The 17,170-nt window shown below is 49.3% G+C and carries 11 protein-coding genes; 3 read left to right on the top strand and 8 right to left on the bottom strand.

Annotated features, from left to right (window positions below; all coding sequences use genetic code 11):
• Nucleotides 1-46 precede the first annotated feature (46 nt).
• The gene (locus MTO69_RS14680) at nt 47-7,042 is read right to left on the bottom strand and encodes a VCBS domain-containing protein (RefSeq protein ID WP_248335146.1); all 6,996 of its coding nucleotides are present in this window, start codon (nt 7,040-7,042) and stop codon (nt 47-49) included.
• A gap of 411 nt (nt 7,043-7,453) precedes the next feature.
• On the opposite strand from MTO69_RS14680, the gene MTO69_RS14675 reads away from it, so the two are divergent.
• The gene (locus tag MTO69_RS14675; RefSeq protein ID WP_248335145.1) at nt 7,454-7,915 is read left to right on the top strand and encodes a carboxymuconolactone decarboxylase family protein; all 462 of its coding nucleotides are present in this window, start codon (nt 7,454-7,456) and stop codon (nt 7,913-7,915) included.
• 61 nt (nt 7,916-7,976) lie between these two features.
• Nucleotides 7,977-8,684, top strand: coding sequence for a helix-turn-helix domain-containing protein (locus MTO69_RS14670; protein WP_248335144.1), 708 nt, complete (start codon nt 7,977-7,979; stop codon nt 8,682-8,684).
• A 50-nt stretch (nt 8,685-8,734) separates the two neighbouring features.
• Here the strand turns inward: MTO69_RS14670 and MTO69_RS14665 are convergent, their stop codons facing one another.
• From MTO69_RS14665 to MTO69_RS14635, 7 genes are all read right to left on the bottom strand, one after another.
• Nucleotides 8,735-9,700 (bottom strand): sensor domain-containing diguanylate cyclase, encoded by a 966-nt coding sequence (locus MTO69_RS14665; protein ID WP_248335143.1) that lies wholly within the window; start codon nt 9,698-9,700, stop codon nt 8,735-8,737.
• Entirely contained in the window at nt 9,697-10,680 is a 984-nt protein-coding gene (locus MTO69_RS14660) for a response regulator (protein ID WP_248335142.1), read from the bottom strand. The genes MTO69_RS14665 and MTO69_RS14660 overlap by 4 nt, the downstream gene beginning before the upstream one ends.
• Nucleotides 10,681-10,839: 159 nt before the next feature.
• Nucleotides 10,840-11,766 carry a hydroxymethylglutaryl-CoA lyase gene (locus MTO69_RS14655; protein ID WP_248335141.1) on the bottom strand — a complete coding sequence of 309 codons (927 nt, stop codon included), beginning with the start codon at nt 11,764-11,766 and terminating at the stop codon, nt 10,840-10,842.
• Between the two features lie 11 nt (nt 11,767-11,777).
• On the bottom strand, nt 11,778-12,578 hold the full coding sequence (locus MTO69_RS14650; RefSeq protein ID WP_248335140.1) for an enoyl-CoA hydratase-related protein: 801 nt from the start codon (nt 12,576-12,578) through the stop codon (nt 11,778-11,780).
• A 2-nt stretch (nt 12,579-12,580) separates the two neighbouring features.
• A complete protein-coding gene (locus MTO69_RS14645; protein WP_248335139.1) occupies nt 12,581-14,185 on the bottom strand; it encodes a carboxyl transferase domain-containing protein in 1,605 nt (534 codons plus the stop codon).
• 13 nt (nt 14,186-14,198) lie between these two features.
• Nucleotides 14,199-15,365 carry an isovaleryl-CoA dehydrogenase gene (locus MTO69_RS14640; protein WP_248335138.1) on the bottom strand — a complete coding sequence of 389 codons (1,167 nt, stop codon included), beginning with the start codon at nt 15,363-15,365 and terminating at the stop codon, nt 14,199-14,201.
• A gap of 53 nt (nt 15,366-15,418) precedes the next feature.
• Complete coding sequence (locus MTO69_RS14635; protein ID WP_282567529.1) at nt 15,419-15,796, bottom strand: MerR family transcriptional regulator; 378 nt, start codon at nt 15,794-15,796, stop codon at nt 15,419-15,421.
• A 154-nt stretch (nt 15,797-15,950) separates the two neighbouring features.
• On the opposite strand from MTO69_RS14635, the gene MTO69_RS14630 reads away from it, so the two are divergent.
• Nucleotides 15,951-17,165, top strand: a complete 1,215-nt coding sequence (locus tag MTO69_RS14630) for a thiolase family protein (RefSeq protein ID WP_248335136.1) — start codon at nt 15,951-15,953, stop codon at nt 17,163-17,165.
• Nucleotides 17,166-17,170 lie beyond the last annotated feature (5 nt).

Below are 17,170 nucleotides of genomic sequence, written 5' to 3'. Positions count from 1 at the left end.
CCGTCACAATAAAGGGCAACCCAGGTTGCCCTTTATTATTTTTACCTCAACTCGGATCGATAAAGTTCGCAGGGTCGTTGTGGTTATGATGATCATCGGGATTGATGTCATCAAGGGATTGGTCCAGTTGCTCTGACATATCGACCTGATGCCCACTATCGTCAGGGTTTAACGAATTCGGATCGTGCGCAGGGTCAGATAGTACGATGTCGAGATCTTGAGGTGAATATTGCTGGCTGTCATGGGCATCGTGATCTGTGAGCGATGTGATACCTAGAGCATGTAAATACACATCCACGCCAACCACCTCCACGTTGTCATTCTCAGGAGTGATTGGGCTAACTTCGTCACTTGCCACCGGTGGGGGCGGTGGCGGGGTATTAAGTGGTGACACATCAATCCCCGTGAGCGTCGTTTGATCGATATGATGACCACTCGCCCCATGGACTGATTGAGAATGTAGGTGTAGATGAACCGAAACTTGAGAGTTTTGGGTCCCAGCTAAGGTTAATATAAACGAGTCGGTTTCATCGGTGCCAGAACCATAGCTACCGCCAGTGTGGGTTTTAATAACCCCGGATGAGCTTTGATAGTCATAGGTCAGTTCACCGGTTTGAGCGTTAACGTGTAAGGTACCAAATTGCCCTTGTAAGCTGGATACAACGTGTCCTCCGCCTGTCAAAATCCCCCAGCCAGTTTGCATGTGTGGCACAGCTTGGTGAATGAGGGGAGGAATCCCCAACGATGCATGAAGATCCTGATGACCGGCGCTGCCAGTGATTCGTGCTGGGGCAACCAGTGTCGGCGTTGGAGGCGTATCTGAATGACCGTGGATCGTCATCTCAATCTCTTTTGTTACGCTGCCACCATGCCCATCATCGACAATCAGTGAAAACTTATCGGTTAAATCGTCTCCTGAGTTGAGGGCATTGACGGTCGGGTTGGTATTATCGAGCACATAAGTCCATGTATTGGTCTGGCTATCGTAACTGACATGGCCGAATTGAGGTTGATTATGTGCATCGACCACCACTGAATGTTGATCGCTATGGTCAACATCGGTGATGAGGATTTGACCTTGTACAGAAGCGGGGCCATCTTCGTCTATGCTGTAGCTGCCAAGTGGCGCTGTGCCCTGATTGACTTCCGTAACTTGTGGGGCATCATTTGTTCCTTGGACATACAGCTCAATGTGTTGTGTTAGTTGCGATCCATCGCTAGAGGTCGCCGTTATATCAAAACCTTCTGCTTTCATGTCCCCCGCAGCAAGATGATCGGCTCTGCTGTGGTCAAGATCGTAATGCCAAGCGCCGTTGCTATCGAGATGGAACGTTCCATATTTTCCAACCAGGCTAGTTTGGACATAGCTTACGCTGTCGTGAATGTCGACATCATGAGCTTGCAATTGCCCAACGATACGCGTGGTAGTGTCTTCAATGGCGGTGCCGAGTGACGCCAAAGTGGCGACCGGAGTGTCTATCACGACATGGTCTTCAGCTCCGTTAATGGTGGCGGTAATGGGAATCCGTGTTCCATCCGCAGTTATGAGAGTCATGCTTTCGTGAAGCTGCTCCCCGGCCTTAAGCCCTTGAATCTCTGGGTTGGCATTGTCTGCACTGTAAGACCATTTGTTGTGGCCGTCAGTGCTGTGGGTGGTACTAAAGTAGCCGAGGTGAGTGTGTAGGGTAAGGGCAAAGTTTGCAGGCACTTGATGGACAACCCCATTGACTTCTATACCAACAATTTTGCCATCGGATGGTCCATCCGGGTCTTGAGTATCAAGTTGCAGCCATCCTGACCACAAGGTATTGCTTGAACCATCGGTGTGATCTTCTGTGAGCGTCGCTTGGTTAGTTCCCACCAACACACTTGGGTCGTTTTCCGGTGTCAACGTCATGTTTGCGCCAGTGTGAGTAACGCCGCCGTGTCGATCGGCTATATCGTAGCTAAAGTGAACCGCGCCATGGTAATTAGGGTCGGGCTTAAAGGTGAAACTACCATCCGAATTGGAGATGATACTTCCGTGGTCTGCCGTTAGGTTTTGAGCGTGCAGCCAACCTCGATCGTTCAAATCGGCATCAGTCGCATTGGCGATCAGTTGGGCTTGAGTAATAGGTATTGAAGTATCTTCTTTACCCGAAGGCAATGTAACTTCTCCACTCACTGTCGGTGCATCATTGCTGCCATGCACCACTACAGAAACACTTTTAGATACACGGCTACCATCAGTCGAGATGGCTTCAATAGTGAAGTGTTCCCAATATTCGTCCCCTTCTCCCAATTGTTCGGCTTTGCTCTGATTAAGGTCATAGTGCCATTGACCGTCGGAACTGAGATGGAAAGTGCCATAATGGCCTGGAACACCGCCAGTGGGTGTCTGAGCCCAACTTACTGAATCGTGAAGGTCAGTATCATGAGCCGTTACGCTCCCAGAAACCGCTGTTTGGGTATCTTCAATAACATGCCCCAGCTCGGATTTTGAGTCGATCACGACGCCATCTTCTGTACCATTTACGGTGACGCTAATTGGAAACTCAGTACCATCAGTTGCAATCAGCTTGATCGATTCTGTCAGTGACTCGCCGTGCTTTAACTCCTGGACGTGAATATTATTGTTATCACCAATATAGCTCCAAGCATGTTCTCCTGCATGCGGTCCGCTGGTTATGGTGTGAAACTGAAACTTTCCATAGGGAGTCATAATATCTAGGTTACGCCCCAAGTCCCATGTGTATCGCTGGCCTGCAAACTCAACGGTCACTTGTGTGTTTGCGCTATCTACATCAGTGATTTGTAGTGCTTGCCAATCAACCGCGTCAATTAAGGTTACATGGGTCGCCATAGGCGTGCCGACATCCTCAGTCGCGGCACCCTGACTAACGCCAGAAATCACCGTTTTATCATCGACAGCAGCAAGATCAAGTGTTGCACCCGTGTGCGTTACTCCTGCGTGGGCATCTTTCACATCGTAGGTAAACTGAACCTGACCGTTGTAGTCTTTATCGGGTGTGAAGGTAAAGGTGCCGTCTTGGTTATCTTTTATAGAACCATGGTCAGCAATAAGGTTGGCGACAGTCAATTGGCCTTGGTCGTTGTGATCGATATCAGTTGCATGCGCCAACAAATCAGACGCAGTAATGGTTTGAACAGTGTCTTCCTTGCCTGAGTTTAACTGCACCTCACTTGATACCGTCGGGGCATCATTAGTGCCGTGGATGGTAATGACGATATCGTGAGTGGTGCCATCTTTGGAGTGAACGGTAACGGTGTCCGTTAAGGTTTCACCTTGTCCTAACTGCTGAACTTCAGGTTTGCGATTATCGATATAGTAAGACCAACTACCATCAGGAGTAATTTCAAGTTTGCCACCTAGTGATGAGGTATACGGCGCCCACTCAGGGTGTAATGACGAAGACACTAACGTTTTAAACTCAAAACCTGATTCGTTTATGTCCGGATCAGTCGCTGTTAACTTGCCTTGAGCTTGAATTGTGAATGCATAATTACCGTTGACCGCTGCGTATGGTTTATAGTCCTCGGTCACGTCCCCGGTGTCTTGCCCACTAAACACCGCAGCATCACTTGTGGGGGCTAATGTCATGCTTGCGCCTGTGTGAGCTAATCCTCCGTGAGCATCCTTCACATCGTAGGTAAAGTGAACTTGGCCGTTGTAATCTTTATCAGGAGTGAAGGTAAAGGTGCCGTCTTGGTTATCTTTTATAGAACCATGGTCAGCAATAAGGTTGGCGACAGTCAATTGGCCTTGGTCGTTGTGATCGATATCAGTTGCATGCGCCAACAAATCAGACGCAGTAATGGTTTGAACAGTGTCTTCCTTGCCTGAGTTTAACTGCACCTCACTTGATACCGTCGGGGCATCATTAGTGCCGTGGATGGTAATGACGATATCGTGGGTGGTGCCATCTTTGGAGTGAACGGTAATGGTGTCAGTGAGGGTTTCATTTTGCCCTAGTTGCTGGATGATGGGTTTACTGTTGTCAATGGAGTAACCCCAATTGCCTCTGTCATTGATATACAGACGTCCACCAAGCTGGGTATGATAAGCGTTAGCTAAAAGCTTGGCATCAAACTGCGATTGGCCCGTATCTGGATCGGTTACCGTCAGTGTGCCATACGCATCCAGTTGACCGGCTAATCCTGAAACGCTCGAAGCCAAATTATGGTCTTCGGTGACATCTCCTGTATCTTTTCCTCCAATAACCGCAGCATCGTCTTGCGGTGCCAAGATCATGTTTGCACCAGTATGCGTCACACCTGAATGAGCATCTTTCACATCGTAGGTAAAGTGAACCTGACCGTTGTAGTCTTTATCGGGTGTGAAGGTATACGTGCCGTCTTGGTTATCTCTAATTGAGCCATGGTCTGCAATCAGGTTGGCGATGCTCAGTTGACCTTGGTCGTTATGATCAACATCGACTACATTTGCTAATAAATCCGCAGCGGTTATGGTTTGAGCGATGTCCTCTTTGCCCGAGTTGAGTTGCACTTCACTCGAAACATAAGGCGCATCGTTGTCGCCATGAATGGTGATGACAATGTCGTGGGTGGTGCCATCTTTGGAGTGAACGGTAATGGTGTCAGTGAGGGTTTCATTTTGCCCTAGTTGCTGGATGATGGGTTTACTGTTGTCAATGGAGTAACCCCAATTGCCTCTGTCATTGATATACAGACGTCCACCAAGCTGGGTATGATAAGCGTTAGCTAAAAGCTTGGCATCAAACTGCGACTGGCCCGTATCTGGATCGGTTACCGTCAGTGTGCCATACGCATCCAGTTGACCGGCTAATCCTGAAACGCTCGAAGCCAAATTATGGTCTTCGGTGACATCTCCTGTATCTTTTCCTCCAATAACCGCAGCATCGTCTTGCGGTGCCAAGATCATGGTTGCACCAGTATGCGTCACACCTGAATGAGCATCTTTCACATCGTAGGTAAAGTGAACCTGACCGTTGTAGTCTTTATCGGGTGTGAAGGTAAAGGTGCCGTCTTGGTTATCTTTTATAGAACCATGGTCAGCAATAAGGTTGGCGACAGTCAATTGGCCTTGGTCGTTGTGATCGATATCAGTTGCATGCGCCAACAAATCAGACGCAGTAATGGTTTGAACAGTGTCTTCCTTGCCTGAGTTTAACTGCACCTCACTTGATACCGTCGGGGCATCATTAGTGCCGTGGATGGTAATGACGATATCGTGAGTGGTGCCATCTTTGGAGTGAACGGTAACGGTGTCCGTTAAGGTTTCACCTTGTCCTAACTGCTGAACTTCAGGTTTGCGATTATCGATATAGTAAGACCAACTACCATCAGGAGTAATTTCAAGTTTGCCACCTAGTGATGAGGTATACGGCGCCCACTCAGGGTGTAATGACGAAGACACTAACGTTTTAAACTCAAAACCTGATTCGTTTATGTCCGGATCAGCCGCTGTTAACTTGCCTTGAGCTTGAATTGTGAATGCATAATTACCGTTGACCGCTGCGTATGGTTTATAGTCTTCGGTCACGTCCCCGGTGTCTTGCCCACTAAACACCGCAGCATCACTTGTGGGGGCTAATGTCATGCTTGCGCCTGTGTGAGCTAATCCTCCGTGAGCATCTGTCACATCATAGGTAAAGTGAACCTGACCGTTGTAGTCTTTATCTGGAGTGAAGGTGAACGTGCCGTCATGGTTATCTCTAATTGAGCCATGGTCTGCAATCAGGTTGGCGATGCTCAGTTGACCTTGGTCGTTATGATCAACATCGACTGCATTTGCTAATAAATCCGCAGCGGTTATGGTTTGAGCGATGTCCTCTTTGCCCGAGTTGAGTTGCACTTCACTCGAAACATAAGGCGCATCGTTGTCGCCATGAATGGTGATGACAATGTCGTGACTGGTGCCGTCTGCTGTCTGCACCGTGAAATGCTCCTGTTGGTGCTCGCCGCTGGCCAACTGCTGAACCTTTTGGTTGTCCAACTGATAATGCCAAGCGCCATCTCTATTAAGCACCAACTCTCCATATTGTCCTTGAATGTGCTGGGGTTGAAAATGGTCTTGGCCTGCATCCGGGTCGGACACTATTAAGGTGCCACTCACTGATAACTTGGTATCTTCAACAACTTGTCCGCTATCCACACCGGATACGACGGCGTTATCATTATCACCACCAATGGTCATTTGAACGCTTTGCGCCGTCCCGTCAGTGGTATGAATCGTGAACTGCTCTTGCAGTGAGCTGGTTGAGGTTAATGCTTGAATCGTCGCTTGGGAGTTGTCTACGCTGTAGCTCCACTGGCCGTGTTCATCAATGGCAAATACGCCATATTTGCCTTGGATAGTTTGTGCTTGTACGCCACTTTCCCCCGAGTCTGGGTCGAGGACATCAATCTTGCCTTGAGTCGTGAGTAGACCAAGGCCGTTGACGTTGTGATCTTCTATCACAGTGCCAGAAAGGTCGCCGCTAATCGTTGGCGTGTCTTGTTTACCCTCAACAGGAATTTGCACCACGATTTCAGCTCCATTTGAAAGATGCAAAGTGAACGTGTCGGTGCCGGGCTGGTGACTCTTTAGCTGGATATAGTTTTGGGAATTTGGAGCTAAGACAAACTGGTAATGACCATTGGCATCAACATGCAGTTCACCGTATTTTCCCTTGATTGTTTCTGCAATGTACGTTGGTTGCTCAAACTTAGGTGGATGAGCACCATTTGGAGTCGCCGATATCGGCTGATTAAGATGTGGGAACTGAGCAGAGGTCGGTTCCGGGTTGTGCGTGAACTGAATAATAGGGTGAGCGCGTGATGATAAATGATGACTTGACGTTACGTGCGACACAGTTTGTGATAACCCCGGCTCTATGTCTGGCGTTTGCTCTGTAGGTGCGTCTTTTTGCAGCGTTTGCGAGTTGGAGTCTTGAACAGCCTGTTCGTTCTGAGGGCGCGTTTGCTCGGCCTCTATAGTGTGGGCAGTATCAGCCGTGTTCTCTGGCTCTTGACTCTCAGGCTCCGCTGGTTTGTCGCTTAGTGAGGGGAGAATCATCATCAAGGCGCTCGGAATCGGGATCTGAACATGGAGTTTAGAAAACAGTTTAACAGGCTTACTTCTTTTTACTGGGGGGCGCCGTTTGTTCTCGGTATTGATATTTTTAGCGACAGAGGCTTTGTTTATTGGTTGTGGTTTTTGTTTCATCTACCCAGTCTCATTTGAACGTTGTTCCTAAGAGTAAAGTATAAAAAGATGAAACTTTCCAATAAGTTAATTGTTGATTTGATCGATGCAGCATTCCGGCGTTTGATTGGCTTATAACAAGGTCAACAACCAAGCTGAAGTTAAGTGCCCAGCTCTAGCTGACTTTGTGATTTACCGAAGGAAATCATAATGTCGAAAACCTTCAATACCTCATCTTGAGGTTCGATTATCTTAAACCTCGACAACTTCAAAAGGAGATAATCTATGACCCAACGAGCTAACTACTTTGGGCTAGCCCCAAACGCGATTCAAATTTTAATGGAACAAGAGAGCTACTTGCATGGCCAATTTGCTGATTCAGAAGTGATGAATGTTGCCTTGTGGGAGCTGGTCAAGCTGAGAGTTTCGCAGATCAATCAATGCGCGTTTTGCATTGATATGCACAGCAAGGACGCCCTAGCTAAAGGCGAGAACTTGGAGCGACTCATCGGGCTAAGCGCCTGGCGTGACATGCCACTCTATACCGATATTGAAAGAGTCGCACTTTCTTGGGCGGAGCGCTTAACGTATGGGAAACCCGTCGATGATGATACCTATCAGCACGTCGTTGAAGCGCTCGGGGAGAAAACATTGGTTGACTTGACCATTGCCATAAACGCGATCAATAGTTGGAACCGTGTTGCTAAAACATTCAAACCTGAGGTAGGCAGCTATAAGCCCCAATAATCTCATCAATTCAACGTTTGACTTTCAGTTGTCCCAGCCAAAGGGACAACTGAGCGCTTATGTGCAAGGAATATGGTCGGCCTGTGTAGATTCCTTGCAGCAAGAGCCTATTTGCAAGTCGCTCTATTCTGACGCGGGAAGTGGCATTGTCTTCCATCTAGATGGCGAAGTCACCATTGCTGGCAATCACCTTCCCCAAGGCGTCATTCTCCTCCCTGTAGAAAAGTCGTCTCAGTTGATATCGCTCTCTGCGGGTACTCAGATCGCCGGCATTCGTTTTCACCCTGCAATTGGTTACGGCGTGCTCGGTCGCTTGTATGACGAACCCACCGTACTATCGGTTGAAAGCGATACCCTCTACCGTTTTTATGACCTGTATAGCGAACTGAAAAGTGCGGATAACAACAATCAACGTGTGACGATATTAAGCCAATGGATTGGCGAGAATTTTGACTTTTCCAATGTGATTCCCAAATCACTGCAGCTAGCGCTTGACTGTATTCGACAAGAAATCGCTCCCGGAGAGTTAGAGACGCAGGTTGCACTGAGTCAACGACAAATCGAGCGTCAGTTTAAGCAGTGGATAGAGATGACGCCAAAACAATATCAACGCATTCTAAGGGTAAGAGAAGCACTCGACTACCTGCGCACTCATCATAATGTGGAATTGGTTGAGGTAGCCCAACGCTTTGGCTTTAGCGACCAAGCGCATATGACGCGCGAGTTTAAAGCGATAGCAGCGATAACGCCGGGAAGACTGGTGCGTTAAGTGTTATTCACGCCATCAGGCAGCCACATCGGCTGCCTGATGGCGTTTTGCTAGCGAATAAAAGCCGGGTCAAACACCGTGGAACGATTTCGACCGGATTGCTTGGAGAAGTAGAGAGACTTATCGGCATGCTCTAGCCACGTCAGGTGACAGGTTTGATGATCAGAGATTTCACACACGCCGAGACTGATGGTGTACTTCACTTGGTGCGGCTCACACGCTACTACTGATTGCTCAATCCTTTTACGCAGCCGCTCGGTAAAGTAAAGCGCTTGCGCCGCGCAGGTGCCAGGTAAAATCACAGTGAACTCTTCACCGCCATAACGACCACAAATGTCGGAGGTGCGAGAGGCTTTCTTCAGCGCGGCGGCGGTATGGCGGATGACTTCGTCGCCGACTGTATGACCAAAGGTATCATTGACGCGTTTAAAGTGGTCGATGTCAAAAATGACCAACGAGGAAGTATGTCCTTGCAAACGGCATTGTTCATATTCTTGCTTCAAACAACTCTCCCAATGACTGCGGTTAAACAGCTTGGTAAGGCCATCGGTGCGACTTAAATCAGACAGTTTCTGATTGGAGTCGAGCAGATGGATTTTGTTTTTGGCGATGTCACTGACATCATTAATAATAATGCTGACGTGAGAAACCTCGCCATTGACTGAGGTCAGCGGTGAGAAATTGATGTTTTGCCGCATTTCACTCAAACTGTTTGAGATTGGGCTGAAGTTTTTAAATTTGAATAGGTAAGGGCGGTCTTCCCAGCAAGAAAAACCGCGGCTATTGAGATTAAACGCCGTATCCACTTTGCGTCTGAGCCAAGCTTCGGGTAAGTCGTTGACCATTGCAAACAAGTTCTTACCGAGGATCTGCTCGGCGGGAATACCGCTGTAGGATTGCATAAATGCATTCCACACACAGACGTTGTAGTCGCGATCCAACACGATTAAGCCCGCATCGAGATCGCCCAAAATCTGCATTACCCAGTGGAGGTCACCGATATCGGTTGAGTTCATAATACGCTCTCCAATATTGCTTTAATCGCGCCAAGTGAATCATTGTCCATAAGAAAGACGATATCGCAGGCCACATCTAAGTTTTCTGCTTTATAAACAAACTCAATGGTGAAAATATCTTGTTCGTAATCGGCAAGGAAACTGTTCGAATTGAGTGCCGAGGTCATGGCTTCTTTTTCTAGTACGAATGGCTGGCGCAATGAAATATTGATATCGAGCTGCTTACTAAATGAGCCCAAGAATGACGAAACCAGCAAGTTTGCCAGGTCGAGAATAACCTCGTTGGTTGAACTTTGATATTGCTCGCCATCTTGGCTGGTTAGCTGACCAAAATCGCTACCATGTAAGCAGACAAGCGCCTCACCGTTAATCCCATGACCGACAAAGCGCTGAGCCACGGCACGCGACTCAGAATTGTTGACGATATCTTGCAGCGTCATTTTTAATTCGGATTGGTGCAAAGAAGCAACGTTGGGTAGCGGCATTTCGATAAATCGACCAACTTGCTGTGAAATAAGCGCTGCACTGGAGCCAAGTGCGATGTTACTCATTTCTCGTATCGCGGCGACCAAATCGACTTGCTTCGCGCGCTGTTGCGACGTGGAAATGTCGTTACTTCTCAGAGGGATGTGGTATTTATGAAATAGGTTGATGAGATCAGAGGTGGCAAAAGGTTTTTCGATAAAATCGGCGGCGCCCATATCCGAGCAGCGTGTTTTTGCTTCAGCTTGGATATCCCCCGACACCACAATGACTTCAGTAGGGTAGTGATTGACAGGCATCGCGGCGAGCACCTCAAACCCATCCATCACTGGCATGGTCAAGTCGAGAAACAACACATCAATATCACAGGTCGTCATGATGTCGAGTGCTTGTTGGCCGTCTTCTGCTTGATGAATCACGAGATTCTCTGACGGCTCAATTCTGCCGATGATGGATTTGCGAGCGATAATGGAGTCATCGCAAACTAATATGTTCATGGTGTGTGGTAAGCCTTGCAACTGAGTATTGTTAATATTGTTCTGGTCTGAGTTGTGACCTTGATTCAAACCTACAGCGTTGCAAGTAAACACTGATTAAACAATGAACTCACGGTGTTTTTACTTTGGGGGTCGAAAAATTGGAGTTTCGACACATATTTAATCACTTGCACTGTTTTTTAATGCGTTTGAAACTTTTGAAGTGGGTGATTTGTGCAATCGACCACAGATGTACCAAGCGGCGTCGACGACCTTGTGGATATCGACGCCAGTTTCGATACCTAAACCTTGGCAAAGATAGAGCACATCTTCGGTGGCAACATTGCCAGCGGCGCCCTTGGCATAAGGGCAGCCACCTAGTCCGCCAGTGCTGGAGTCAATCACATGAATGCCCATCTGCAATGCCTGGTATAGGTTGGCCAGCGCTTGGCCATAAGTGTCATGAAAATGAGCAGCAAGCTTATGGGCGGGCAAATGGTTGAGTGTTGCGTCGAGCATGCGGGCAATTCGAACCGGAGTCCCTGTTCCTACCGTATCACCAAGCGAAATCTGATCGCAGCCCATTTGCGCCATGGTGTGGGCCAGTGACGCCACTTTTTGCGGGTGGGTGGCGCCATCATAAGGGCAATCAACCACACAGGAAAGATAACCACGCACCGGGATGTGGTGCTTGGAGGCTAACGCGAGCAAGGCCTCAAAGCGTTTAAGGCTCTCGGCGACTGAGCAGTGGATGTTGCGCTGATTAAAACCTTCTGAAACCGAGGTAAACACCGCCACCCGATTGGCTCCGGCATCAATCGCCGCTTCAAGGCCACGCAGGTTTGGGGTAAGGGCAGAGTAACAAACATCACTACGGCGCTGTATTGCAGCAAACACTTGAGTCGAGTCGGCCATTTGTGGGACCCGCTCGGCAGAAACAAAAGCGCCACATTCAATGTGGTTCAACCCAGAGAGAGACAAACGATCAATGAACTCAATTTTGCTTTGGGTAGATACAGCGGCTTCATTTTGTAAACCATCACGAGGGCCGACTTCAACAATCGAGACTTGTGACGGCAGTGAAGAATTGGCCAATGAGGCGTGCATAAGTGATTCCCTTAGTCAGATGGCCATATTGGGCGGCGTTTTTGCAAAAAGGCGCGCAGTCCCTCTTGCCCTTGGTTCGACACTCGAATTCGAGCAATCAAATCGCTGGTGTGCTGAATCAATGCTTGATCAATCGGGTGTTGATAACAGGCGTGACACAAGGCTTTGGTCTCGCGCAGCGCCTGTGGACCATGCGTTGCCACATTTGCGAGCCAACGCGTTGCTGCGTCTGTTGCTGATTCTAAATCAGAGCTGTGATGGATAAGCCCAAGGGATAGTGCAGTTTGAGCTTCGATCAGCTCGGCTGATAACATATAGCGCCGCGCTTGTCTCACGCCAATAGCACGGATGACATAAGGGGCTATCGTGGCCGCCACCAAACCAAGCTTGACTTCACTGAGACAAAAGCGGGTGTCGTTGCTGGCGAACACGACATCACAGCAGCAAATTAAGCCCAGCGCACCGCCAAACGCGCTGCCGTGAACCAGAGCTAACGTCGGGAACGGCAAGGTGTCGAGCCTATTCATCAATGTCGCCAACTGCAACGCGTCGGTATGGTTTTCAGTTTGATCTTTATCCACCATTGCTTGCATCCAATGGACATCGGCACCCGCACAAAAATGCTTGCCTTCGCCACTCAGCATGAGGGCGCGCACATTTGATTGTTGCGCCAAGTCGTCCATCGCATCGACAAGCTCAGCGATCATCTCTGCGTTAAACGCATTGGCCTGTTTGGGGCGATTGAGCATAAGATGGGCAACGCCATTAGCCTGCTGTGTGTAACGAATATATCGAAATGGAGGAGTGCGCATGATTACATCCTAAATATACCGAATTGAGTGGATTCAAGCGGCGCGCTCGAGGTGGCGTTAAGCGCTTTGGCCAGGACATCGCGAGTCTGTTTTGGGTCAATGATTCCATCGTCCCAAAGCCGCGCACTGGCGTAGTAGGGATGGCCCTGCTGCTCGTACAAATCGAGAATACTTTGTTTAAACTCTTGCTGCTGATCCTCAGGCCAATCACTGTTTTGACGCGCCATGACTTGGCTTTTTACCTGAGTGAGCACCCCCGCTGCTTGTTCGCCGCCCATCACCGAGATACGCGCATTTGGCCACATCCACATCATGGTCGGGTCGTAAGCTCGACCGCACATGGCGTAATTTCCAGCACCATAAGAGCCGCCAATCACTACGGTAAACTTGGGCACTTCGGCACACGCGACCGCCATCACCAACTTGGCGCCATTTTTGGCAATGCCGCCTTCTTCGACTCTTTTACCGACCATAAAGCCGGTGATGTTCTGCAAAAACAGCAGTGGTATTTGCCGCTTGGTGCAGAGCTCAATAAAGTGCGCCCCTTTTTGCGCGGATTCAGAAAACAAGATGCCATTGTTGGCCAATATACCGATCAACTTGCCCTCAATACGCGAGAAACCGCAGACTAATGTGGTGCCGAACAGGGCTTTGAACTCGTCGAAATCTGAGTCGTCAACCAGGCGGGCAATCACTTCGCGAACATCAAACGATAACTTGAGGTTAGCATTAACGATGCCGTACAACTGCTCAGCAGGGTAACGGGGCGATTTCGGGGCAGTTGAAGGTGTCGCAGGTGCGCATAATCCTGTGCTGACTAAGGCTTGACGGGCCAGCTCAAGCGCATGTGCTTCGCTCTCTGCATAGTAGTCGGCCACGCCAGACTTGCGACAATGAACGTCTGCGCCGCCGAGTTCTTCTTCACTGACCACTTCCCCGGTGGCGGCTTTAACAAGAGGCGGGCCGGCCAGAAATATGCTGGCTTGCTGCTTGACCATGATCGCGACATCCGACATCGCGGGGATATAAGCGCCACCTGCGGTGCATAGCCCAAGCACAACGGCAATTTGCGCGATGCCTTGAGCTGACATCCGCGCCTGATTGTAAAATATGCGCCCGAAGTGCTCTTTATCAGCAAAGACCTCCGCCTGATGGGGTAAATTGGCCCCACCAGAGTCGACTAAATAAACACAAGGCAGGTGGCAGCGCTGAGCTATTTCTTGCGCGCGAAGGTGCTTTTTTACCGTCAACGGGTAATAGGTACCCCCTTTTACGCTCGGGTCGTTGGCGATGACCATGCAAGCTATGCCATGAATTAAGCCAATGCCGGCCACGACACCGGCACAGGGTACTGACTCAGGGTAGACCTCCCACGCAGCAAATTGGCTGATTTCGAGCAGTTCAGTGTTTTGGTCGAGCAGCAGCGCGATACGCTCTCGAACGGGCATCTTACCTTTGCTGCGTTGGTGTTGCTGCGCCTTGTCGCCACCCCCTTGTTTGATGGTCGCAATATCTTGATGCAAACGCTCAACCAGCGACGACATCGCTTGGTAATTGTTGCGATACAGCTCTGAGTCAGGTTTGATTTTGCTTGTGATTACAGGCATGAATAGCTCCCTTTCAACACTCGTTAAATAGCTCTCGTCCAATTAACATGCGACGAATTTCTGAGGTGCCTGCGCCAATTTCATACAGCTTGGCGTCACGTAGTAGTCGACCTGCTGGAAACTCATTGATGTATCCGTTGCCACCGAGTAATTGAATCGTATCGAGGGCAATTTGAGTGGCAGACTCCGCGCAGAACAAGATGACCCCAGCCGCATCTTTACGGCTTGATTGGCCGCGATCGCAAGCCGCCGCCACCGCATAGAGATAGGCGCGCGCGGCATTGGTTTTGGTGTACATATCAGCCAGTTTTGCCTGAACCAATTGAAACTCACCAATAGAGCGGCCAAATTGTTTACGTTCGCGAGTGTAGGGCACTACCAAATCGAGACAAGCTTGCATAATGCCGAGGGGGCCGGCAGCCAGCACCACGCGCTCGTAATCAAGCCCGCTCATTAATACTTTGACGCCTTGGTTGATGTCGCCAAGCACATTTTCAACGGGCACTGGGCAGTTGTTAAATACCAATTCACAGGTATTTGAGCCTCGCATGCCCAACTTATCGAGCTTTTGAGCGTGGCTAAAATGACTGACGCTACGCTCGACAATAAAAGCGCTAATGCCATGCGCGCCTTGGTCTGGCTCAGTTTTGGCGTACACCACAACCACATCGGCGTCTGGGCCGTTGGTAATCCACATTTTGTTGCCCGTTAACAAGTAATGATCGCCATTTAACGTTGCTTTAAGCTGCATACTGACCACGTCGGAACCGGCATTAGGTTCGCTCATTGCCAACGCGCCCACTTGGCTTCCATCGATAAGTTTAGGGAGGAATTTTTGCTGTTGTTCTGGGGTGCCATTTCGATAAATTTGATTGACGCACAAGTTAGAGTGAGCGCCATAGCTAAGGCCAATCGAGGCTGACGCTCGGCTGATCTCCTCGAGTGCGATAACGTGTGCCAAGTAGCCCATACCTGAGCCGCCATACTGCTCGCTTACGGTCACGCCGAGTAAGCCCATTTCGCCGAATAGTGGCCATAATTGGTTGGGGAAGGTGTTGCTCTCATCAACTTGCTGAGCGAGGGGGGCGACTTGCTGCTGCGCAAACGCATAAACGTGATCGCGCAGCATGGTCAGCGAGTCATCGAGGCCGAAATTTAAAGGGGAATAAGGAGCAAACATAACGCCTCCACATCGCCGCGGATGCAGGCAACTTGAAGAGGTGATCGCTTTGTTTAGCTGACTTCTTTAACCTCAAGTGCCTGCTCACAACGTTCGCGGGCGACATTTAAGTCTTCTAACATGCTGCGGATATCTTCGAGCTGACGCATCAGCAACGCTTCTTTTTCATCAATGATTTTCAGCATCTCTTTTAGCTGAGTATCACCCTGGTGAGTATCATACAACTCAAAAAGTTCGCGTATTTCGGCCAATGAAAAGCCCAATCGCTTGCCACGTAAAATCAGCTTTAAGCGGGTTTTATCGCGGCGGTTGTAAATACGCATACTGCCTTTTCGCTCAGGTTGAATTAACCCTTCATCCTCGTAAAAGCGGATGCTCCGGGTGGTAATATCAAACTCTTTAGCCAAGTCACTAATCTTATATTTTTCCACTGAGCGTCTATTCCTCATCACTGCTTACTTGGGCGAAATGACTCAGACATTATGGTGTCTTTAGAGTCAAAAAATGTTTTGTTGCTTTGTTTACGTTTACGTAAATGTTAGTGCTATGCTTACGTAAACGTCAAGAAATTATCTGAGTGTCATCATGAAGCAAAATGAGATATGGATAGTCGCGGCGAAGCGTACCCCGATCGGGCGATTTCAAGGTCAACTCGCTCACTTTTCTGCGCCAGAGTTGGGCACTATCGCGGTTCGCGCGGCCTTAGAGCAACTTGGAACGCGGGCTTTAATTGACGAAGTTTTGATGGGCTGCGTGCTGCCCGCTGGGTGTGGTCAAGCCCCAGCGAGGCAAGTTGCCCTCAATGCCGAACTGCCGCATTCGGTGCCATGCACCACCATCAACAAGGTGTGCGGCTCTGGAATGAAAAGCGTGATGCTGGCGTATGATCTTATCTCTGCTGGTGCAATTCGTTGCGCTGTGGCGGGTGGGATGGAAAGCATGACCAATGCACCGTATTTACTCACAGAGTCTCGCAGTGGCATGCGAATGGGCCATAAAACGACGTTTGATCATATGTTTCTCGATGGCCTGCAAGATTCTTATGAAGGTGAATTGATGGGTGTTTACGGCCAGCAGATAGCGGACAAACTAAACTTTAGCCGTCAAGAAATGGATGCTTGGGCGGAGCTATCACTACAGCGAGCGTTAGCGGCGCAGTCTCAAGGGATGTTTGAGGCTGAGCTAGTGCCGGTGGAAACCGACGCGAAACAATCGACTTGGCTCCGCTTTGATGAGCTTCCGCCAACTATTGATCCCACTAAAATTGGCAAACTTCGTCCTGCGTTTGCCGACAAGGGTTCCATCACCGCGGCCAACTCAAGTGCGATTTCAGACGGCGCTTCCGCGCTTATCGTGATTGACCAATCCAGTGCCGAGCAGCAGCAAATAGAGCCGCTTGCGGTTATCAAAGGTCATGCGACTCACGCGCGATTACCGGCAGAATTTACTGTCGCACCTGTCTACGCGATTGAAGCTTTGCTGTCGCAACTTGATTGGGAAGTGGGAGACGTAGACTTGTGGGAAATAAACGAAGCTTTTGCCGTTGTGGCGCAAATCGCAACCAAAGAGTTGGGGTTAGACCCGAGCAAAGTCAACATCAAAGGAGGCGCATGCGCATTGGGCCACCCCATTGGTGCCAGTGGCGCGCGTATATTGACCACTTTGATCTACAGCTTACGTCAGTTGCAAGCCTACGGGGTGGATGGTGATGCAACCAAACGCAAAACGATGAAAGGCATTGCGGCAATCTGTATTGGCGGGGGCGAGGCCTGCGCTGTCGCGGTTGAAATTCCGTTGTGAACAAT

The sequence above is a fragment of the Vibrio sinaloensis genome, assembly GCF_023195835.1.
Taxonomy (GTDB): domain Bacteria; phylum Pseudomonadota; class Gammaproteobacteria; order Enterobacterales; family Vibrionaceae; genus Vibrio; species Vibrio sinaloensis_C.
This window is presented reverse-complemented; position numbering and strand designations above follow the sequence as displayed.